Below are 20771 nucleotides of genomic sequence, written 5' to 3'. Positions count from 1 at the left end.
CATCCTGCGTACATCTTTTAAACCGCCCGACGGACAACGCCGATGCGACTGAGCACCTTCACCGACTACTGCCTGCGTACGCTGATGTACGTGGGCGCGGAACGCGAGCGCCTGGTGACCATCGGGGAGATCGCCCAGGCCCACGGCATCTCCGAGAATCACCTGATGAAGGTGGCCCACCACCTGTCGCGCAGCGGCTTCATCGACACCCAGCGCGGCAAGGGCGGCGGCATGCGGCTGGCCCGCGATCCGGGGCAGATCGTCCTCGGCGAAGTGATCCGCCAGACCGAGACCGACTTTGCGCTGGTCGAATGCATGGGCGACGCATCCTCGTGCCGCCTTGGCGGCAACTGCGAGCTGCAGGGCATCCTGCAGGAGGCCCTGGCCGCGCTGCTCAAGGTCATGGACGGCTACACCCTGGCGGACCTGATCCGATGCGGGCCCCGCGGCGAGTGGCAGACGATCCACCTGTTTCCGCCGGCCGCCACCGGCGACGCCTGAGGCCGCACGAAGCACCAGCGATCTCCGCGCCGCCTTGATGCGGATCAAGGCCTGCAATCCAATACCCGAGCAAATTACTCAACATTAACTCAGCAGAAAGTACACGCAATGCTCGGTTCGAAAACCCGGCGGGAACTGGCCACCGCCCTCGCCGACAACGCCGCCCTCAAGGCCCAGAACCAGGCCCTGCGCGACGAGCTGGCCGATTTGCAGCGGCGCCTCGGCGACGCCGAGGATGGCCGGCAGCAGCTCCAGGCCCGGCACAGCCTGCTCGACGGCGTGGCCGGCAACATCCCGCGCTTCGGCGAATCCCTGAGCGGCATCCGCCAGTCTTTTGCCGGCCTGTCGGAACGGCTCGGCGAGGACAAGGCCTCCGCGCTGAGTGCCGCCAGCGAAGCCGAGACCAACCGGGCCGCCTTCGGGAAGATTGCCGATAACCTGCGCACGATGTTTGCGCGCATCCAGGCCGCCGGCCAAAGCGTTGCCGGTCTTTCCCAGCGCGCCACGGAGATCGGCGGCATCGTCCAGCTGATCCGCGAGATCGCCGAGCAGACCAACCTGCTGGCGCTCAACGCGGCCATCGAGGCGGCCCGGGCCGGCGAAGCCGGGCGCGGCTTCGCGGTAGTGGCCGACGAAGTGCGCAAGCTCGCCGAACGCACCGCCAAGGCCACCACGGAGATCGGTGGCCTGGTCACCGGCATCCAGGCGGAAACCACTGAAGCTCGCAAGATCATGGAGATCGGTGCCGGCGATGCGGCCAGCCACGGCGCCGACAGCGAAACGGCGATGCACAGCATGCAGCGCCTGTTCGAACTGTCCCGCCACATGCAGGACAGCATCGCCGGGTCATCGCAGCTGGCCAATGCCGAACTGGCCAACATCGAGGAGCTGACCCTCAAGCTGGAGGTGTACAAGGTGCTGCTGGGCCTCTCCGACCTGCAGCCGCGAGACCTGCCCGACGAGACCCAGTGCCGCCTCGGACGCTGGTACTACGAGGGCGAGGGGCGCACGGAATTCTCCCGCCTGCCCGGCTACCGGGACATGGAAGCCCCGCACAAGGCAGTGCATGACCTCGCCCGCCAGGCCGTCGAACGCTACCGCGGCGGCGACCTCAGCGGCGCCCTCGATGCCCTCGCCCGCATGGAGGAAGCCAACCTGACCGTGATGGCCGGCATGGAGCGCATCCTGCGCGGACGGGGCTGACCCCAGCGGATCAGTGCTCGACGGTCACCACGTGCGCCTGGATCTTGCCGTCCAGCGGCCCGGCGCCGAAACGGGCCTGCAAAGCCTCGGCGCTGACCCGCATGGCGGCCTCCAGCTTGGCGGGATCGCGCGCCTCGATCTCGTTGCGTAGCGGCGTACCCTGACAGAAGGCCAGCGCAAGCGCTTCCGCCGACTCGGCGCGGCCACGCTCGGCACGGGTTTCGAAGTGGATCGGTGCGGTGAAGCCAGCTTGGCGAATATCGTCCTCGATGCGCTGGCGGTCGTGATAACCGTGGGGTGTCCGCGCCATGAAGCGCGGTGGATCGTCCGGAAACAGCGTGGCCAACGCGTCCGTCACGCAATCGGTGAATTCATTGTCGGCGAGCTGATCCCAGACGCTGAAGATCAACACGCCGCCAGCCTTGAGTACCCGCCGGATCTCACCCAGCGACTGCGCCTTGTCAGCAAAGAACATCACCCCGAACTGGCAGACGACGGCATCGAAGGCACCATCGCCAAAAGGTAATTGGGCCACATCCGCCTGTTGCCAGGCCACCGGCCGCGACGTCCCGACTTTGCCCGCCTCGTCGAGCATGGCCTGGTTCAGGTCGGTGGCGACGATGGCGACCTCCGGCGGCAAGCTTGCAGCCAGCGCCCGGGTCACCACCCCGGTCCCCGCCGCCACCTCGAGCACCCGCTCCAGCCTGCGCCCACGCAGGCGGCCCGCCATGTCGACCGCGTAAGGGGCGAAAATCACCGGCACCAGATGCGTCTGGTACAAGTGCGGAATCGAACCGGCAAACTGCTTGTCCAATGCAGGATTGAGCATGATCCATCCTCCAGCCACACAACTGTTTTTGACTGGCCGGGGCACCGGGGGGTTCAGAGCACCTGCGCGCTCATTCAGCTTTGCCCATATTCCGTATACGCCGGCACCGGCAGCAGGGCAGCGCGCCATGTGTTAACTTGAAATCATCCCGGTACGCCGGCATGCACGAGTCAGCACCATGAGCGAACGTCCCATCCAGTTCTACTTCCGCGGCGAGATCCGGCAGATCGCCGATGCGCCACCGACGCGTACGGTGCTGCAGTTCCTGCGCGAGGACGCCCACGCCACCGGTACCAAAGAAGGCTGCGCGGAAGGCGACTGCGGCGCCTGTACCGTGGTGCTCGGCGAGAACGTCGGTGGCGAGTTGCAGCTGCGCGCCGTCAATGCGTGCATCCAGTTCCTGCCAACCCTCGACGGCAAGGCCTTGTTCACCGTCGAGGACCTGGCTGGCATCAACGGTCTCGGCATCACCGGCCTGCTCCACCCGGTTCAGCAGGCGCTGGTGGACGCCCATGCGTCCCAGTGCGGCTTCTGCACGCCGGGCTTCGCCATGTCCCTGTTCGCCCTCTACGAGAACAACCCGGAATGCCCGGACAAGACCGCCGTCTGTGACACGCTGTCCGGCAACCTGTGCCGCTGCACCGGCTACCGGCCGATCGTCGACGCGGTGCCAGCCGCCTACGAACAGCCCCGTGTCGGCCTCGACCGGCCGGCGATCCTCGCCGCCCTGGCGCCCCTGGCCGCGCTGCCACCCCTCGACTACCGGGCCGGCGGGCAGCGCTTCCTGGCCCCACGCAGCCTGGCCGAACTGGCCGACGCGCGCCTCTCCGCCCCCGACGCCCGCCTGCTGGCCGGCGGCACCGACGTCGGTCTGTGGGTCACCAAGCAGCTGCGCGAGCTCGGCGACCTGATCTACGTGGGTGCGGTGCCCGAGCTGAAGGTAATCCGCGTCGACGCCGACGGCCTCTTCATCGGCGCCGGCGCCAGCCTCACCGACGCCTTCGACGCCCTCGTCTCCTTCGAACCGGCATGGACGGAGCTGGCCCGCCGCTTCGCCTCCACCCCGGTACGCAACGCCGGCACCCTCGGCGGCAACGTGGCCAACGGCTCGCCAATCGGTGATTCGATGCCCGGCCTCATCGCGATGGGCGCGCAGATCGTGCTGCGCAAGGGCGAACGGGTACGTCGCCTGCCCCTCGAAGACTTCTACCTCGCGTACCAGCAGACCGCACTGGAGCCCGGCGAATTCGTACAGGCGCTGCAGATCCCACCGCAGCCGGCGGAGCGCCGCTTCCGCACCTGGAAGATCTCCAAGCGCGTCGACCAGGACATCTCGGCGGTGTGCGGCGCCTTTGCGCTGAGCATCGTGGACGGCGTCGTCAGCGAAGCGCGGATCGCCTTTGGCGGCATGGCGGCCACCCCGCTGCGGGCCCACGCCACCGAGAAGTTCCTGACCGGCAAGCTGTGGGGCCAGACCACGGTGGCAGCGGCGGCCGACGTGCTCGCCAACGAATACACACCCCTCGACGACATGCGCGCGTCGGCCGCCTACCGCCGCCAGGCGGCGGCCGGCCTGCTGCAGCGCTTGTGGCTGGAGGATGGCGCAGGCGGCGCACCGACGCGCCTCGCCGAACTGGAGGTGCAGCCATGAACGCCCCCAGCCGCAACCCGCCCCCGGCCGTCGGCGCCGGCCTGCCCCACGAGAGCGCCCACCTGCATGTCAGCGGCCGCGCCACCTATGTGGACGACATCCCGGTGCCAGCCGGCACGCTGCACGCTGCACTGGGCTTGTCCAACATCGCCCACGGGCGCATCAAGCGCCTCGACCTGTCCGCGGTGCGCGCAGCCCCCGGCGTACGTGCCGTCATCACCGCCGACGACATCCCTGGCGACAACGACTGCGGCCCGGTCAAGCACGACGACCCGATCCTCTGCGACGGCGAGATCCTGTTCCACGGCCAGCCGCTGTTCGCCGTCGCCGCCGACAGCCACGAACTGGCCCGCAAGGCGGCCCGCCTGGCGCGCGTCGAGGTAACGCCACTGCCGGCCCTGCTGAGCGCCGAAGCCGCCGCCGAGGCCGAATCCTGGGTGCTGCCGCCAGTCGAGGTGAGCCGTGGCGACGCCGTCGCCGCCCTTGAGACCGCCCCCCATCGCCTGCGCGGCGAAGTCGAACTCGGCGGCCAGGAACACTTCTACCTGGAAGGCCAGATCGCCTGCGCGATTCCGCTGGAGGACGACACGATGCGCGTCCTCACCTCCACCCAGCACCCCACCGAGATGCAGCACATGGTCGCCCACGCGCTGGGCTGGCGGGTGCATCAGGTCACCGCCGAGTGCCGGCGCATGGGTGGCGGCTTCGGCGGCAAGGAAAGCCAGTCGGCCCAGATCGCCTGCATCGCCGCGGTGCTGGCCCGTGTCAGCGGGCGACCGGTCAAGCTGCGCCTCGACCGGGACGACGACATGCGCATCACCGGCAAGCGCCACGACTTCCACATCGAGTACGACGTGGGCTTCGACGACGCCGGCCGCATCGCCGGGCTCAAGCTGCTGCTGGCCTCCCGCTGCGGCTACTCCGCCGACCTGTCGGGCCCAGTGAACGACCGCGCGATCTTCCACGCCGACAACGCCTATTACCTGGATGCGGTGTCCATCCTGAGCCTGCGCGGCCGTACCCACACGGTATCCAACACCGCCTTCCGCGGCTTCGGCGGGCCGCAGGGCATGTTCGCCATCGAATCGGTGATCGACGACATCGCCCGCCACCTGGGCCGCGACCCGCTGGCCGTGCGCCAGGCCAACTTCTATGGCGACAGCGCCGGCAGCGAGCGCAACGTCACCCACTACGGCATGAAGGTGGAAGACAACATCCTCCACCCGCTGGTCGCCCAGCTGGCCGCCGATGCCCATTACACCGAGCGCCGCGCCGCCATCGACGCCTTCAACGCCAGCAGCCCGCTGCTCAAGAAAGGCCTGGCGCTGACGCCGGTGAAATTCGGCATCTCCTTCACCGCCACCTTCTACAACCAGGCCGGCGCGCTGGTGCATGTGTATAACGACGGCACCGTGCTGGTCAGCCACGGCGGCACCGAGATGGGCCAGGGCCTGTACACCAAGATCCGCCAGATCGTCGCCCAGGAATTCGGCCTGCCCATCGACGACGTGCGCCTGTCCTCCACCGACACCAGCCGCGTGCCCAATACCTCGGCCACCGCCGCCTCATCGGGCACCGACCTCAACGGCAAGGCCGCCCAGGCCGCCTGCCAGGCGATCCGCCGGCGCATCGCCGGCTTCGTCGCCGAACGGCTGGGAGTCAGCGACGAGGCGGTGATCTTCGCCGCCGGCATGGTCAGCGCGCCCGGCTTCGACGCCGCCTTCGCCGACGTCGTTGCCGATGCCTACCAGGCCCGCGTGCAGCTGTGGGACGCGGGCTTCTACAAGACGCCGAAGATCCACTACGACCCGGTCACCATGCAGGGCCGGCCGTTCTACTACTTCTCCTACGGCGCCGCGCTGGCCGAAGTGGCCATCGACACCCTCACCGGCGAGAACCGCGTGCTGCGCGTCGACATCCTCCACGACGTGGGGCGCTCCATCAATCCGGCCATCGACATCGGCCAGATCGAGGGCGGCTTCATCCAGGGCATGGGCTGGCTGACCACCGAGGAGCTGGTCTACCAGACCGACGGCCCGCAAGCCGGCCGCCTCGCCACCCACGCCCCATCCACCTACAAGATCCCGGCGGTGTCCGACCTGCCGCCGGTCTTCAACGTGCGCCTGTTCGACAACGCCAACGTGGAGGACAGCATCCACCGCTCCAAGGCGGTCGGCGAGCCGCCACTGATGCTGGCCTTCTCGGTCTTCTTCGCGCTGCGCGACGCGGTGGCCGCGGCCCTCGGCCCCGGCGCCCGCCCGCAACTGGACGCACCGGCCACTCCGGAAGCGATCCTGCGCGCACTCCACGGAGGGCGCCTGTAATGGCCTGCCCACCGTCCCTCCGTGGGGGCGAATTCATTCGCCCGCGGACTGTGTTCAACCGACTGCGGGCGAATGAATTCGCCCCCACAGGTTTTGGAACTCCCCAAGCTGCCACCCGACCGGAGATGTCCCCATGAACGACTGGCTCCCCACCCTTGCCGACTGGCTGGCGGCCGGCCAGCCGGTGGTCCTCGTCACCGTGGTGCGGGCCGATGGCTCGACGCCGCGGGAAGCCGGCGCCACGATGCTGATCGGGCGCAACGCCACAGCCGACACCATCGGCGGCGGCCACCTGGAATGGCTGGCCACCGCCGCCGCCCGCGACCTGCTGGCCAAGGGCGGCCAGCCCCACGTGATGCGCTGCGCCCTCGGCGCCTCCCTCGGCCAGTGCTGCGGCGGCGTGGTGTGGCTGGCGCTGGAGCGCATCGAGGCCCGCGAAGCCGCCAGCTGGCAGACCCGCGCCGCCGCCGTCACCGCCGGCCAGACCCTGCAGCGCCGCCTGCTGTCCGGCGACGAAGGCTCCCTGTGGTCGCTGAGCACAGACGAGCGCGGCAAGCGCGATCCGGCCCACTTCTGGTCCGACGGCGGCCACTGGCAGTTCGAGCAGCAGGTCCGCGCAATCAACTTCCCGGTGGTGCTGTTCGGCGCCGGCCACGTCGGCGAGGCCATCGCCCGCGCGCTGGCACCGCTGGGTGCCCGCATCAGCTGGGTGGACAACCGGGATTCCATCTTCCCCGCCGAGCTGCCGGCCGGCACCGACGCCATCGGCACCGACACACCCACCGCCGAAGTACGCGCCGCCCCGCCCGGCGCCTACTTCCTGGTGCTGACCCACGACCACGGCCTCGACTTCGAGCTGTGCGAGGCGATCCTGGCCCGCCACGATTTCGCCTTCTTCGGCCTGATCGGCTCGGCCTCCAAGCGCGCCCGCTTCGAGCACCGCCTGATCGCCCGCGGCATCGACCCGGCCCGCCTGCTCGACATGACCTGCCCGATCGGCGTCCCCGGCATCCGCGGCAAGGCGCCCGCCGTCATCGCTGCCTCGGTGGCGGCCCAGCTGCTGCAGGTACGCGAAGCCCGCCAGGCCGTCGCCGAGGCATCCCGCCCCTTGCGCATTACGCCCTTCCTGCTGTCAGGAGCCCGCCCGTGAGCACACCTCCGCCCCCCTTCAGCGGGCCGCCGGCCGGCATCCCGCGCCTGGAACTCTCAGGCATCACCAAGCGCTACCCGAGCGTCGTCGCCAACGACGGCATCAACCTCAAGGTCGGCCCCGGCGAGATCCACGCGGTGCTCGGCGAGAACGGCGCCGGCAAGAGCACGCTGATGAAGATCATTTACGGTGCAGTGCAGGCCGACGCCGGCCAGATCCAGTGGAACGGCCGCGAGGTGGTCGTCGCCAACCCCGCCGAGGCGCGCCGGCTGGGCATCGGCATGGTGTTCCAGCACTTCTCCCTGTTCGAGACGCTGAGCGTCGTCGAGAACATCGCGCTGGCCCTCGACGAACCCTTCGACCTCAAGGCGCTGGCCATCCGCGTGAAGGAGGTCTCGACCCGCTACGGCCTGCCATTGGACCCGGACCGCCTGGTGCACAGCCTGTCGGTGGGCGAACGCCAGCGCGTCGAGATCGTGCGCTGCCTGCTGCAGCAGCCCCAGCTGCTGATCCTCGACGAGCCCACCTCGGTACTCACCCCGCAGGCCGTGCAGAAGCTCTTCGAGACCCTGCGCCGGCTGGCCGCCGAGGGCGTCAGCATCCTCTACATCAGCCACAAGCTGCACGAGATCCAGAGCCTGTGCCACAGCGCCACGGTCATGCGCGGCGGCAAGGTCACCGGCACCGCCACCCCGTCGCGGGAAACCCCGGCCAGCCTGGCGCGCATGATGATCGGCCGCGAGCTGCCGGTGTGCGAGGTGCCCGCCTACACCGGCATCGCTACCCCGGCGCTGACGGTGAACAAGCTGTCCCTGGTGCCCGACGATCCCTTCGGCACCCGCCTGCAGGACATCGAGCTGGAGGTGCACCGCGGCGAGATCCTCGGCATCGCCGGCATTTCCGGCAACGGCCAGGCCGAGTTGCTGGCCGCCCTGTCCGGCGAGACCACCGGTACGCCAGAGGCCGTCAAGCTGGTCGGCCTGCCGGTCGGCCACCTGGACGCCGGCCGCCGCCGCAAGCACGGGCTGGCTTTCGTACCGGAAGAACGCCTCGGCCGCGGCGCGGTGCCGTCCATGTCGCTGGCCGACAACGCAACCCTCACCGCCCAGCGCCAGGGCCTGGTCAAGAAGGGCTTCCTGCGCCCGAAGGCTGCCTGGGACTTCGCCAAGCGCTGCATCGAACGCTTCGACGTACGCTGCGGCGGCCCCGGTGCGGCGGCGCGCAGCCTGTCCGGCGGCAACCTGCAGAAGTTCATCGTCGGCCGCGAGATCATGCAGCAGCCCATCGCGATGGTCGTCGCCCAACCCACCTGGGGCGTGGACGTCGGCGCCGCCGCCTTCCTGCGCCAGACCCTGATCGACCTGTCCCGCCAGGGCGTGGCGATCCTGGTGATCTCCGAAGAGCTGGAAGAGCTGTTCGAGATCTGCGACCGCATCGCCGTGCTGGCCGAGGGCCGCCTCGGCCCCGCCGTGCCGAAGGCCGAGACCAACGCCGAGAAGATCGGCATGCAGATGTCCGGCCTGTTCGCCCCCGCCGACAAGGAACCCGCCCATGCCGCTGCTTGAACCCCGCCCCACGCCATCGGCGCGGATGCGCCTGCTGTCGCCGCTGATCGCCATCGGCCTGACCCTGGCGGTCGGCTCGCTGCTGTTCCTGGCCCTCGGCAAGAATCCCGTCGAGGCCTTCACGGTGTTCTTCGTCCAGCCCCTGTCGTCGGGCAACGGCTGGAGCGAACTGATGGTCAAGGCCGGCCCGCTGATCCTCATCGCCCAGGGCCTGGCGATCGGTTTTCGGGCGCGCATCTACAACATCGGCGCGGAAGGCCAGCTGATCGTCGGCGCGCTGGCCGGCGGCGGCGTGGCGATCGCCCTCGATGGCGTGGATGCCTGGTGGGTGCTGCCGCTGATGGTGGTGGCCGGCGCCATCGGCGGCGCGCTGTGGGGTGCCGTCCCGGCCCTGCTGAAGACCCGCTTCAACGCGGAAGAAACCCTCACCACGCTGATGCTCACCTACATCGCCAGCTTCACGCTGTCGTACATGGTGAACGGCCCCTGGCGCGATCCGGAGGGGATGAACTTCCCGCAGTCCATCATGTTCGGCGACCCGGCCCTGTTCAGCCCGTGGTTCGAGGGCATGCGCGTCAATGCGTCGATCCTGATCGCCGCCGTCGCATCCATCGCCTTCTGGATCTTCACGTCGCGCAGCTTCCTGGCCTACCAGCTCACCGTCGGCGGCCTGGCCCCGGCGGCGGCGCGCTACGCCGGCTTCTCGGCCCAGCGCACGGTGTGGGTCAGCCTGGTGCTGTCCGGCCTCACCGCCGGCATCGCCGGGGTCGGCGAAGTGGCCGGACCGGTCGGCCAGCTCAACCTCAACATCTCGCCGGGCTATGGCTTCGCCGCGATCATTGTGGCCTACCTGGGGCGTCTCAACGCGGTGGGCATCGTGCTGGCCGGGCTGCTGATGGCCCTGCTCTACCTCGGCGGCGAGGCGGCCCAGGTCGCGCTGCAGCTGCCGGCAGCGATCACCGGCCTGTTCCAGGGCATGTTGCTGTTCTTCCTGCTCGGCGCCGACGTGTTCGTCGATTACCGCCTCAAGCCCCGCCCCAAGCCGGCCTACGCATGAGGAGCCGGCGTGGTGAGCACCGTGGGGGCGAATTCATCCGCCCGCGGACTTCGATCATCGGCTGCAGGCGAATGAATTCGCCCCTACCGGATTCGTCCCCCTCCAAACCGAAAGCGCCCCGCAAGAGAGGTCCCGCATGCTCGAACACCTGATCCCCGTCCTCGCCGGCACGCTCGGCGCGGCCACGCCGCTGATCTTCGCTGGCCTCGGCGAGCTGGTGGCGGAGCGCACCGGCGTCATCAACCTGGGTGTCGAAGGCATGATGCTGATCGGCGCCATCGCCGGCTTCGCTGCCGCGGCGGATTCCGGCGGCGGCGCGCTGGCCGGGCTGCCCGCCGGGGCCGTCGCCGGCATGCTCGCGGCGCTGGTGTTCGCCGTGCTGTCCCTGTCGATGGCCGCCAATCAGGCTGCCTGCGGCCTCGCGCTGACCATCTTCGGCGTCGGCCTGTCGGCCTTCATCGGCCAGCACTACGTGAGCTTCAGCCTGCCCGGCCTGCAGCCGCTGGACATCCCCGGCCTGGTGGATATCCCGGTGATCGGCCGCATCCTGTTCCACCAGGACCCGGTCACCTACCTGGGCCTCATCACCTTCGCCATCGTCTGGTGGGTGCTCCGGAAAACCCGCCTCGGCCTCGTGCTGAAGGCCGTCGGCGAAGCCCCTGACGCCGCCCACGCGATCGGCTACCCGGTCATCGCCATCCGCTACGGCGCCACGCTGTTCGGCGGCGCGATGGCCGGCATCGCCGGCGCCTACCTGTCCACGGTCTACACGCCGCTGTGGGTGCAGAACATGGTCGCTGGCCGCGGCTGGATCGCCATCGCGCTGGTGGTCTTCGCCACCTGGAACCCGACCCGCCTGCTCCTCGGCGCCTGGCTGTTCGGCGGCGTGACGATCCTGCAATTCCACGCCCAGGGCCTCGGCATCGCCCTGCCGGTGCAGTTCCTGGCCGCGCTGCCCTACCTGGCGACGGTCGTAGTGCTGGTGCTGATATCGCGGGACAAGCGGCTGCTGCAGCTGAACCTGCCGGCTTCGCTGGGGAAGCCGTGGATGCCGTAAGGTCTGTGGCTGCTAGGGGCCGTGGGGGCGAATTCATTCGCCCTGCGCGGGTTGAGCTTTCGCCCTTTACCAAACGGCATTCCTTTCTATCGGCTTGGATTAGCCGGGTCTCGCCCAGGCCAACGTAAAGCAGATCAATGGAAAGCCATTGATAAGGGCTCCCAAAATCCCGACAGCACGACAAGACAATGAGCAAAACCCTCCTCCTCCGCCACGCCGACACCCTCATCACGATGGATGCCACCCGCCGCGAGATCCCCGACGGCGCGGTGTTCATCCGCGACGGCGTGATCGAAGCCGTCGGCCCCACCACCGAACTGCCCGCCCACGCCGATGAGGTGCGCGACCTCTCGGGCCGTATCGTGCTGCCCGGGCTGGTGAATACCCACCATCACATGTACCAGAGCCTCACCCGTGCGGTGCCTGGCGCGCAGGACGCGGAGCTGTTCGGCTGGCTGCAGACGCTCTATCCGATGTGGGCCGGGCTGACGCCGGAGATGATCCGGGTGTCCACCCTCACCGCGATGGCCGAACTGATCCTGTCCGGCTGCACCACCTCGTCGGACCACCTCTACCTCTATCCCAACGGCAGCCGGCTGGACGACAGCATCGAGGCGGCGAGCCAGATCGGCATGCGCTTCCATGCCTGCCGCGGCAGCATGAGCGTCGGCCGTTCCAAGGGCGGGTTGCCGCCGGACGCGCTGGTGGAGGACGAGGCGGCAATCCTCGCCGACAGCCGCCGCCTCATCGAGACCTGGCACGACCCGGCCCGCCACGCGATGCTGCGGATCGCGGTGGCGCCGTGCTCGCCGTTCTCGGTGAGCACCGACCTGATGCGCGAATCTGCCGCACTGGCGCGCAGCTACGGGGTGTCGATGCACACCCACCTGGCCGAGAACGACAACGATGTGGCCTACAGCCGCGAGCGCTTCGGCATGACGCCGGCCGAGTACGCTGAGAGCCTGGGCTGGGTCGGCCACGACGTGTGGCACGCCCACTGCGTGAAGCTCGACGCGGCCGGCATCGCACTGTTCGCCCGCACTGGCACCGGCGTGGCCCACTGCCCGTGCTCCAACATGCGCCTGGCCTCGGGCATCGCACCGATCCCTGCCATGCGGACGGCCGGCGTGGCGGTCGGGCTGGGGGTGGACGGCTCGGCCTCCAATGACGGCGCCGATCTGCTCGGCGAGGCCCGCCAGGCCATGCTACTGGCGCGGGTCGGCCACGGCCCGGCCGCGATGAACGCCCGCCAGGCGCTGGAGCTGGCTACCCTCGGCGGTGCGAAGGTGCTCGGCCGCGACGACATCGGCGCGCTGGCACCCGGCATGAGCGCCGACCTGATCGCCTTCCGCAGCGACAGCCTTAACCTCGCCGGCGGCGCCGTGCACGACCCGGTGGCGGCGCTGGTGTTCTGCGCACCGGACGCGGTGGACCTGAGCCTCATCAACGGGAAATGGGTCGTCGAGGACGGCAAGCTGCAGACGGTAGACCTGTCCAGCATACTCGCCCACCATAACCGCCTAGCCCGACAACTCGCGGAGGCCTTGTGACGCAGCACCAGCCCACCCCCGCCCAGGCGCACGTGCTCGTGCGCGGCCAGATCCTGCACTACCTGGCCGACCCCGGCCCCGGCGACGACCCGAGCGCCTGGGAGTTCTTCGACGACGGCGCGCTGTGGATCGTGGACGGCCGCATCCATGCCGCCGGGCCGTGGTCGGCGATCAACGCCAACATGCCGCCCGACGTGCGCCGCGCCGCGGTCTTCCACGACCACCGGGACCGCCTGGTGCTGCCGGGCCTGGTGGACACCCACATCCACTACCCGCAGGCGGGGGTGATCGGCTCCTTCGGCCGCCAGCTGCTGGACTGGCTCAACGACTACACCTTCCCCGCCGAAGCCCGCTTCGCGACCTACAGCGTGGCAGAACGCACGGCCGAGTTCGTCGTGGAGCGCCTGCTCGCCCACGGCACCACCACCGCGTCGGTGTTCGCCACGGTGCATGCCCATTCGGTGGACGCCTTCTTCGAGGCCGCCGCGGCGCGCAAGCTGCGCATGCTGTGCGGCAAGGTGCTGATGGACCGCAACTGCCCGAACGACCTGCGCGACAACGCGGTCTCCGGCCGCGCCGACAGCCAGGCCCTGATCGAACGCTGGCATGGCCGCGAACGCCTGCGCTATACCCTCACGCCACGCTTCGCACCGACCTCCACGCCAGAACAGTTGCAGTCCGTCGGCGAACTCTTCGGCTCGCAACCCGACCTGCACCTGCAGACCCACCTGGCCGAGAATCCGGCCGAGATCGCCTGGGTGCGCGAACTCTTCCCCGAGCGCAGCAGCTACCTGGACGTCTACGCCCATTACGGCCTGATCGGCCCGCGCAGCATCTACGGCCACTGCATCCACCTGTCGCCGGCCGAACGCCGCGAGATGGCCGCCGCCGGCGCTGCCGCGGCCTTCTGCCCGACGTCCAACTTCTTCCTCGGCAGCGGTGCCTTCGACTACGCTGCCAGCGCCGCGGCGGGCCTGCGCGTCGGCCTTGCCACCGACGTGGGCGGCGGCACCGGCTTCAGCCTGATCCGCACGCTGGGCCAGGCTTACGAGGCCAGCCAAATCCACGCCACGCCACTGTCCGGCATGCGCGGCTGGTACCTCGCCACCCTCGGCGGCGCCCGCGCCCTCTACCTGGACGAACACATCGGCAGCTTCCAGCCCGGCCGCGAGGCGGATTTCGTCGTCCTCGACTGGACTGCCACACCGGAACTCGCGTGGCGCATGGACAACACCCGCACGCTGGACGAGCGCCTGTTCGCGCTGATGATCCTCGGCGACGAACGCTGCGTGGTGGCCACCCACGTGCTCGGCGAAGCGGCCTTCACCCGCCGCGCCTGAGTCCGCCCCGGAGCCTCGCCCCGCATCGGGCAGCAGGTAGAATGGCAGGCCCCCCGCGGCCCTCCGACTTCCCAGCCCGCCCATGCCCGCCTTCCTCCGCGCCCTCGAGTCCCGCAATTACCGCATCTATTTCGCCGGCCAGCTGATTTCCCTGGCGGGCACCTGGATGCAGCAGATTGCCATGGTGTGGCTGGCCTACCGTCTGTCCGGTTCGGCCCTCGTGCTCGGCACGGTGGGCTTCGCCAGCCAGATCCCGATCCTGATCTTCGGCGCCATCGGCGGCGTGATCACCGATCGCTTCGACAAGCGCCGCCTGCTCATCACCACCCAAGCCCTGTCGATGGTGCAGGCGCTGCTGCTGGCGGCGCTGGCCTGGCGCGGTGAGGCGACCACCAGCCACCTGATTGCACTGGCCTTCGGCCTCGGCTGCATCAACGCGCTGGACGTGCCGACCCGCCAGGCCATCGCGGTGCATCTGGTGGACAACCGGGACGACTTGCCCAACGCGATCGCGCTGAACTCCTTCCTGATGAACGTGGCCCGTTTCGTCGGCCCGACGCTGGCCGGCTTCGTCGTCGCGCTGGTCGGCGAGGCGGTGTGCTTCCTGCTCAATGCCGCGTCCTACCTGGCGGTGCTGCTGGCCCTGCTGGCGATTCGCCTGCCCGCCGACGGCAAGCGGCGACCCTCGGCGCCACCGCTGCAGGCCCTGCGCGAGGGCCTCAGCTACGCGGCCGGGCATCCCGGCATCCGCTCATCCCTGCTGATCGTCGCCACCACCAGCTTCCTGGCCGCACCCTATGTGGTGCTGATGCCGCTGTTCGCCAAGGAGATCTTCGGCGGCGACGCGCGCCTGTTCGGCCTGCTGGTCGGCTGCGCTGGCGGCGGCTCCCTGCTCGGCAGCCTTTACCTGGCCGGTCGCCAAGGCACCGACGGGCTGGCCCGCTTGGTCGGCGTTGCAGCTCCGGCGACCGGCGCTGCGGTAGCCCTGTTCGCGCTGTCTCCCGGCATCTGGATGGCGATGCCGGTGCTGGTCGTCCTCGGGCTGGTGATCATCCTCACCGTCGCCGGCAGCAACACGCTGATCCAGACCCAGGTGGACAACGATTTCCGCGGCCGCGTGATGGCCTTGTTCACGATGGCCTTCCTCGGCATCGCCCCGCTCGGCAGCTTCAGCGTCGGCAGCCTGGCCCACGCCTTCGGCGTGCGCCCGACGCTGGTCGCCTGCGGCCTGCTGACGGTGGCCGCCGGCCTCATCTACCGACGCCGCAGCACCTGCCCCGGGGCGACGGACTGATATCATTCCGGGCCTCGATCGCACCACCTTCCGGGCCCCCGCCCGGCCGCCGCCATGACCGCAAGCCCCGGCCCCCGCGTGCTGTCGCTCATCCCGCCGATGACGCAGCTCAATACGCCCTACCCGTCCACCGCCTACCTGACCGGCTTCCTGCGCAGCCGCGGCGTGGACGCGGTACAGGACGACCTGGCCCTCAAGCTGGTGCTGGAGCTGTTCTCCGCCGCCGGCCTCGACGCGCTGCGCGACAAGGTCCGCGCGCTGCCGGACAAGAAGCGCTCGGCGACGCTGCACACCTTCGACGGCGCCTTCGAACGCTACCGCGCCACCGTCGGCCCGGCGCTCGGCTTCCTGCAGGGCCGTGACCCGACCCTCGCCCACCGCATCGCCAGCCGCGCCTTCCTGCCCGAAGGGCCGCGCTTCGCGTCCCTCGACGTGTATTACGACCCGGACGGCGGCGATCCCCTGGCCTGGGCCTTCGGCGCGCTGGGCGTGCAGGACAAGGCCCGCCACCTGGCGACGCTGTACCTCAACGACCTGGCTGACGTGCTGCGCGAAGCCGGCGACCCGCGCTTCGAGTTCGTGCGCTACGCCGAATCCCTGGCCATGGCCCAGCCGAGCTTCGAACCGCTGGCCAAGGCCCTCGCCGCCCCGCCGACACTGGTGGACGAGACCCTCAAGCAGCTTACGCTGGACACCGTGGCCCGCCACCAGCCGCGCGTCGTGCTGCTGTCGGTGCCCTTTCCAGGCTCGGTCTATGCGGCCTTCCGCATCGCCCAGACCATCAAGGCCGCCCACCCGCAGATCGTCACCGTACTCGGCGGCGGCTTCGTGAACACCGAGCTGCGCGAGCTGACCGAGCCGCGCGTCTTCGACTACTTCGACTACCTCACGCTGGATGACGGCGAGCGCCCGCTGCTGGCCCTGCTCGAACACCTGGACGGCAAGCGCGGCGCATCGCGCCTGGTGCGCACCTACCTGCGCGAGGACGGCCAGGTGCGCTACATCAACCTGGCCGAGGCGGACATCCCCTTCGCCGAAGTCGGCACGCCGACCTGGGACGGCCTGCCGCTGGACGGCTACCTGTCCATCCTCGACATGCTCAACCCGATGCACCGCCTGTGGTCGGACGGACGCTGGAACAAGCTCACCGTGGCCCACGGCTGCTACTGGAAGAAGTGCAGCTTCTGCGACGTGAGCCTCGACTACATCGGCCGCTACGACGCCGCCAGCGCCGAGATCCTGGTAGACCGCATCGAAGCGGTAGTTGCCGAGACCGGCCAGACCGGCTTCCATTTCGTGGACGAGGCCGCCCCACCGAAGATGCTGAAGGCCCTCGCCGAGGAACTGGCGCGCCGCCAGCGCTCGATTTCCTGGTGGGGCAACATCCGCTTCGAGAAGTCCTTCACCCCGGAGCTATGCCAGCAGCTCGCCGACAGTGGCTGCATCGCCATCTCCGGTGGCCTGGAAGTGGCCTCCGACCGCCTCCTCAAACTGATGAAGAAGGGCGTCTCGGTGGACCAGGTGGCCCGCGTCACCAAGGGCTTCAGCGACGCCGGCATCCTGGTGCACGCCTACCTGATGTACGGCTTCCCCACGCAGACCGTGCAGGACACCGTGGATGCGCTGGAATACGTACGCCAGCTGTTCGACGCCGGCTGCATCCAGTCCGGCTTCTTCCACCGCTTCGTGTGCACCGTGCACTCGCCGGTGGGCCAGAACCCCGCCGAGTACGGCGTCAAGCTCAAGCCCTTGCCGCCGATCAGTTTCGCCAAGAACGACGTCGGCTTCATCGACCCCACCGGCGTGGACCACGACGCCCTCGGCGTCGCGCTGAACAAGGCCCTCTACAACTACATGCACGGCATCGGGCTGGACCAGGACGTACGCAGCTGGTTCGACAGCAAGGTACCCCGGCCGCGGGTGCCCAAGCACTTCATCGACCGGGCGCTGGGTTACTGACCCATCGGGGCGGGCGACACGCCCTAATTCATTCCTGCCCCACTGCGGCGGCGCCGAACCAGCCCCAGCCCCGCCAACGCGATCGCCGTGCAAGCCAGCGTCCCCGGCTCCGGGACCGTCGTGCTCGCCACGACCTTGTAGGTGAAGGTAGTGAAGAAGTTTGGTGGGGAATACGCCCCGGTCATCGTCAGCGTATGGCCATCGAAGACGCCAGCGTAGCTTTGAGTCACCATCCCCATACCCATGCAGCCACCGATCGGCAGGAAGCACGGGTGATCATTCGCCGTGAAGCTGTCCCCCGTCACGATACCGGTCAGTGCAGGGAATACGAACCCGAATGCAGAGGCACCGCCGGTATCGATAGCCAGGGATTCAAAACGGATCAAGCTGAGATCGAAGAATGATGTCGGATCGAACCAGACAGGGACCGAAATCGTCTCCCTCTTCACATCGAAACTCCCCGACAGCGCAAAGGTCTGCGGAGCCGGCGGCAGCGCGCAGTTACCGGACGGGTCGCAAATCGGCGGCAAGTTGGACGTGTAGGTCACCGAACTCTGACCGGCATCGATCTTGACCACTTCGGCCTGCGACGACGCACTCGCCGCGCCGAGCGCGAGGGCCGCGGCGGCAAGCCGGGCCGCGGCACGGCGGCGCAGGGACATTCTGGACATGTTCAAGGGCTTTTCCTTTTCGAAGGGTTACGGGGAACATCGGGCGACATCGGAGACAGCCCGGATTATTCCATTCGAATTTCCCGGAGAAGGTGCGAAATAACCTTAATGACAGAGAAATCATCCACTCGGCCGCCATCGGCGCCCCACCGTGCCAACGGTCTACAATCACGGCTTTTGCCGCCGTCCCGCCCATGAAACTGTCCAATCTCCCGATCGGCGCCCGCTTCGAATTCGAAGGGAAGATCTACACCAAGACCGGCCCGATGACCGCCAGCGCCGAGAGCGGTGGCCAGCGCATGATCCCGCGCTACGCGGTGCTGAAGCCGGTCGATGGTGTGCCGCCTCCCGCTGCGCCCGCCGTCAGCCGCAGCGTGGACGCCGACACCGTGCGCCAGGCTTTTGACGCCTTCTACGGCACCTGCCTGCGCCTGACGGACGACTTCGGCCGCGCCGAACTGGAAGCCGCGCGGCAACGCTTTCTGGAAAGCCTGGAAAAATAATCGAAGAAGCGCGCCGGCCAGCCGGCGCGCGTGGACGCAAAAAAGGCCGGAACCCTTGATTTCTCTGGGCTTGCCGGCCTGATTCGGAATACTGCGGAACAGCTATTGGTGCTTGGGCGAGACTCGAACATCCAGTAATTTAGCTGCTTCCAAGGCACAACACCGAATCAATACCCCCATAAATACCCCCAGCATTCCGCACTACCTTTTGGCACATGCTCGCTTGACGCTGGCCACCGAAATATCGAAGTGCTCCGCGGTTGTCTTGATACTGGCCGAGTTCTCGGCACGCCACGCGACCACCTCGGCATCATTCACCGTTTTCTTGCGCCCCAGGTGCTTGCCTTCCGCCCTCGCCCGCTCCAACCCGGCGAGCTGGCGAGCCTTCAAGTTCTCTCGCTCCAGTTCCGCCACGGCAGCCAACATGGTCAACATGAGCTTCCCGGTAGGCGTGGCCAGTTCAAAACCCTCACGCATCGAAATGACGGCCGCGCCCGTCTCCTTCAACGCCTCGACGGTATTCAGCACATCCAAGGTGTTACGGCCGAGGCGATCGATTGCCGCGACCACGACTACATCACCATCCCGCACGTACGTGAGGAGCGCCGACAAACCCGCCCGCTGAGTCGCGGCCACCGCACCCGACACGCCATCGTCGGTGAACCACTTATCCACCTTGTAGCGTTCAGCGATGGTGCGCCGCTGGTTCTCGCAGGTCTGGTCGTCGGTGGAGACGCGGGTATAGGCAACGATGGCGGACATGGCAGGCCTCTATGTGGCTCAAAATCTATAGCTCACATAATAGACTGGCTCAAAATAGAAAACAACGTATTTGAGCTATCTGTCTCGGGGCTGTTTCGCTATGGCTCAAAAGGTAAGCCTTTTGAGCTACAAGTGACGGAGTTCTGTTGCACAAAGCAAGAGCCCCTGCTTGTGACAGGGGCTCTTGAGATTCGAGGCACAGAAATGTTACTTCACTGCAACCTTCGCCGTTTGCTGGTGCGACCAGAACATCTTGGAGAATTCAGCAGCTTTCTCCATTTGTTTACGCTGGAGCATCTGTGTGTCCATCGGCACTTGTGGCGGTTTCGCCGCCTTCTCCAAGGCCTTCCTCAGATTCAGTTCCATCGAGTTCTCCCTTGCTTGATGGATCATCAGTAAAGATCAACGGCCCTAAACCTGACTCGGTTTCGACCACTGTCCAAATTGTACGGCAAAAATCTACCTCAGCTTGAGTAGGATGCAGCACCCGTACAAAAAGTTCTGTTGCCTCCTTACGGTCAATGACGAAGCTGTGAGACGGATACTCAGCAACCAATCGATCAAGAGCGCCAGGCTTCAAGTTATGTGAGTATTTATCGAGACGCTGCCCATACTCATGAGCAATCCTCATGGCACGCTGCATTTCCCCAAGGCGGTTAGGGTCGATCTGTGCATACAGTGGCGCAGCCACACCCACCGCTATCTTTGATGCGAACTCCCCGGCTAGCTTTGTGGATAGCCGTCCGCCGCTCCTTATGTCCATCAAGCTCTGTCGAAACGCCTGCTGGACATGATCAAGCCCAGCTTGTAGCGCTTGAATGATGTCCAGCCCTGAACTACGCTCCGCCAGTTCCGACGATTTCATTACTTGGACATCTAGTGGACCCAACTCACCACGGTCCCCAATCACGACCTCGTTTGCGCAAATGGTGATCAGTGTCCCCGCGCTCTTACAAAAGCTTGGGATCATCAAACGGACGTGTTTGTAGTGATGCCGCAAGCACCTGGCGATCCGGTAGCCTGCATCGGGGTCTCCGCCGTACGTTGTAAGAAAAACGATGCACCTATCGTGCTTTCTTTTTTCTTCCAGGGCTCTCGAAAGATCGGCGTGTAGGGCTCTCTCAATCGACCTGCTCATGACAATAACGTCGTGCAAGGGGAACTGACGCATCAATTCGGACAGAGGCTCTTCCACAGCAGACACCATTGACTCCATATCAAAGACGATGGCCGGTAACATACACCCATTTTGAGAAATGCGAAATCAGTATTCAAATGAGCTTTCTGCAGAAAATAATTACTGTGCTGGCTGGTTCCTCCTGTCATTTTTGAACTTAGTGAGAGAGCACTGGATT

At 67.5% G+C, this 20771-nt stretch carries 17 protein-coding genes and 1 pseudogene; 14 read left to right on the top strand and 4 right to left on the bottom strand.

Annotated elements, in window-relative coordinates; all coding sequences use genetic code 11:
* Positions 1-42: 42 nt before the first annotated feature.
* The 3 genes and pseudogenes from ACE3RX_RS06105 (at position 43) to ACE3RX_RS06095 (ending at position 1704) form a co-directional block, all read left to right on the top strand.
* Complete coding sequence (locus ACE3RX_RS06105; RefSeq protein WP_374481379.1) at positions 43-501, top strand: Rrf2 family transcriptional regulator; 459 nt, start codon at positions 43-45, stop codon at positions 499-501.
* Between the two features lie 108 nt (positions 502-609).
* Positions 610-1293, top strand: a pseudogene (locus ACE3RX_RS06100) (methyl-accepting chemotaxis protein); the annotation flags it as partial.
* Positions 1288-1704, top strand: a complete 417-nt coding sequence (locus ACE3RX_RS06095) for a CZB domain-containing protein (RefSeq protein WP_374481573.1) — start codon at positions 1288-1290, stop codon at positions 1702-1704. The pseudogene ACE3RX_RS06100 and the gene ACE3RX_RS06095, both read left to right, overlap by 6 nt.
* A gap of 10 nt (positions 1705-1714) precedes the next feature.
* Here the strand turns inward: ACE3RX_RS06095 and ACE3RX_RS06090 are convergent, their stop codons facing one another.
* Entirely contained in the window at positions 1715-2533 is an 819-nt protein-coding gene (locus tag ACE3RX_RS06090; RefSeq protein WP_374481377.1) for a class I SAM-dependent methyltransferase, read from the bottom strand.
* 178 nt (positions 2534-2711) lie between these two features.
* Between ACE3RX_RS06090 and xdhA the strand changes: the two genes are divergently transcribed.
* From xdhA to ACE3RX_RS06040, 10 genes are all read left to right on the top strand, one after another.
* On the top strand, positions 2712-4184 hold the full coding sequence (xdhA, locus tag ACE3RX_RS06085; protein ID WP_374481374.1) for a xanthine dehydrogenase small subunit: 1473 nt from the start codon (positions 2712-2714) through the stop codon (positions 4182-4184).
* Entirely contained in the window at positions 4181-6508 is a 2328-nt protein-coding gene (gene xdhB / locus ACE3RX_RS06080; protein ID WP_374481372.1) for a xanthine dehydrogenase molybdopterin binding subunit, read from the top strand. Before xdhA ends, xdhB begins: the two co-directional genes overlap by 4 nt.
* 133 nt (positions 6509-6641) lie before the next feature.
* Complete coding sequence (xdhC, locus tag ACE3RX_RS06075; protein ID WP_374481370.1) at positions 6642-7658, top strand: xanthine dehydrogenase accessory protein XdhC; 1017 nt, start codon at positions 6642-6644, stop codon at positions 7656-7658.
* Entirely contained in the window at positions 7655-9223 is a 1569-nt protein-coding gene (locus ACE3RX_RS06070) for an ABC transporter ATP-binding protein (RefSeq protein ID WP_374481368.1), read from the top strand. The genes xdhC and ACE3RX_RS06070 overlap by 4 nt, the downstream gene beginning before the upstream one ends.
* Complete coding sequence (locus tag ACE3RX_RS06065; RefSeq protein WP_374481365.1) at positions 9210-10280, top strand: ABC transporter permease; 1071 nt, start codon at positions 9210-9212, stop codon at positions 10278-10280. Before ACE3RX_RS06070 ends, ACE3RX_RS06065 begins: the two co-directional genes overlap by 14 nt.
* Positions 10281-10416: 136 nt before the next feature.
* Complete coding sequence (locus ACE3RX_RS06060) at positions 10417-11337, top strand: ABC transporter permease (RefSeq protein WP_374481363.1); 921 nt, start codon at positions 10417-10419, stop codon at positions 11335-11337.
* A 188-nt stretch (positions 11338-11525) separates the two neighbouring features.
* Positions 11526-12887, top strand: coding sequence for an 8-oxoguanine deaminase (locus ACE3RX_RS06055; RefSeq protein ID WP_374481361.1), 1362 nt, complete (start codon positions 11526-11528; stop codon positions 12885-12887).
* The gene (gene guaD, locus ACE3RX_RS06050; protein ID WP_374481359.1) at positions 12884-14227 is read left to right on the top strand and encodes a guanine deaminase; all 1344 of its coding nucleotides are present in this window, start codon (positions 12884-12886) and stop codon (positions 14225-14227) included. The genes ACE3RX_RS06055 and guaD overlap by 4 nt, the downstream gene beginning before the upstream one ends.
* Positions 14228-14309: 82 nt before the next feature.
* The gene (locus ACE3RX_RS06045; RefSeq protein ID WP_374481357.1) at positions 14310-15521 is read left to right on the top strand and encodes an MFS transporter; all 1212 of its coding nucleotides are present in this window, start codon (positions 14310-14312) and stop codon (positions 15519-15521) included.
* 54 nt (positions 15522-15575) lie between these two features.
* Positions 15576-17480, top strand: a complete 1905-nt coding sequence (locus tag ACE3RX_RS06040; RefSeq protein WP_374481355.1) for a radical SAM protein — start codon at positions 15576-15578, stop codon at positions 17478-17480.
* A 23-nt stretch (positions 17481-17503) separates the two neighbouring features.
* Here ACE3RX_RS06040 and ACE3RX_RS06035 read toward each other — a convergent pair whose 3' ends face one another.
* Positions 17504-18151, bottom strand: coding sequence for a PEP-CTERM sorting domain-containing protein (locus tag ACE3RX_RS06035; protein ID WP_374481571.1), 648 nt, complete (start codon positions 18149-18151; stop codon positions 17504-17506).
* A gap of 194 nt (positions 18152-18345) precedes the next feature.
* Here ACE3RX_RS06035 and ACE3RX_RS06030 point away from each other — a divergent pair, with 194 nt between their 5' ends.
* The gene (locus ACE3RX_RS06030) at positions 18346-18654 is read left to right on the top strand and encodes a hypothetical protein (protein WP_374481353.1); all 309 of its coding nucleotides are present in this window, start codon (positions 18346-18348) and stop codon (positions 18652-18654) included.
* Between the two features lie 201 nt (positions 18655-18855).
* Here the strand turns inward: ACE3RX_RS06030 and ACE3RX_RS06025 are convergent, their stop codons facing one another.
* Complete coding sequence (locus tag ACE3RX_RS06025; RefSeq protein WP_374481351.1) at positions 18856-19416, bottom strand: recombinase family protein; 561 nt, start codon at positions 19414-19416, stop codon at positions 18856-18858.
* Between the two features lie 283 nt (positions 19417-19699).
* Complete coding sequence (locus tag ACE3RX_RS06020) at positions 19700-20656, bottom strand: hypothetical protein (RefSeq protein WP_374481349.1); 957 nt, start codon at positions 20654-20656, stop codon at positions 19700-19702.
* Between the last annotated feature and the right edge of the window lie 115 nt (positions 20657-20771).

It is taken from the genome of Zoogloea sp., assembly GCF_041914405.1.
Lineage (GTDB): Bacteria > Pseudomonadota > Gammaproteobacteria > Burkholderiales > Rhodocyclaceae > Zoogloea.
The sequence above is the reverse complement of the archived record's forward strand: the minus strand, read 5'-3'. Positions and strand labels throughout refer to the sequence as shown.

Coding starts and splice junctions, on each gene's coding strand:
- ACE3RX_RS06105 (WP_374481379.1), top strand. CDS start 43: ATGCGACTGAGCACCTTCACCGACTACTGCCTGCGTACGCTGATGTAC.
- ACE3RX_RS06095 (WP_374481573.1), top strand. CDS start 1,288: ATGCACAGCATGCAGCGCCTGTTCGAACTGTCCCGCCACATGCAGGAC.
- ACE3RX_RS06090 (WP_374481377.1), bottom strand. CDS start 2,533: ATGCTCAATCCTGCATTGGACAAGCAGTTTGCCGGTTCGATTCCGCAC.
- xdhA (WP_374481374.1), top strand. CDS start 2,712: ATGAGCGAACGTCCCATCCAGTTCTACTTCCGCGGCGAGATCCGGCAG.
- xdhB (WP_374481372.1), top strand. CDS start 4,181: ATGAACGCCCCCAGCCGCAACCCGCCCCCGGCCGTCGGCGCCGGCCTG.
- xdhC (WP_374481370.1), top strand. CDS start 6,642: ATGAACGACTGGCTCCCCACCCTTGCCGACTGGCTGGCGGCCGGCCAG.
- ACE3RX_RS06065 (WP_374481365.1), top strand. CDS start 9,210: ATGCCGCTGCTTGAACCCCGCCCCACGCCATCGGCGCGGATGCGCCTG.
- ACE3RX_RS06060 (WP_374481363.1), top strand. CDS start 10,417: ATGCTCGAACACCTGATCCCCGTCCTCGCCGGCACGCTCGGCGCGGCC.
- ACE3RX_RS06055 (WP_374481361.1), top strand. CDS start 11,526: ATGAGCAAAACCCTCCTCCTCCGCCACGCCGACACCCTCATCACGATG.
- ACE3RX_RS06045 (WP_374481357.1), top strand. CDS start 14,310: ATGCCCGCCTTCCTCCGCGCCCTCGAGTCCCGCAATTACCGCATCTAT.
- ACE3RX_RS06040 (WP_374481355.1), top strand. CDS start 15,576: ATGACCGCAAGCCCCGGCCCCCGCGTGCTGTCGCTCATCCCGCCGATG.
- ACE3RX_RS06035 (WP_374481571.1), bottom strand. CDS start 18,151: ATGTCCAGAATGTCCCTGCGCCGCCGTGCCGCGGCCCGGCTTGCCGCC.
- ACE3RX_RS06030 (WP_374481353.1), top strand. CDS start 18,346: ATGAAACTGTCCAATCTCCCGATCGGCGCCCGCTTCGAATTCGAAGGG.
- ACE3RX_RS06025 (WP_374481351.1), bottom strand. CDS start 19,416: ATGTCCGCCATCGTTGCCTATACCCGCGTCTCCACCGACGACCAGACC.
- ACE3RX_RS06020 (WP_374481349.1), bottom strand. CDS start 20,656: ATGTTACCGGCCATCGTCTTTGATATGGAGTCAATGGTGTCTGCTGTG.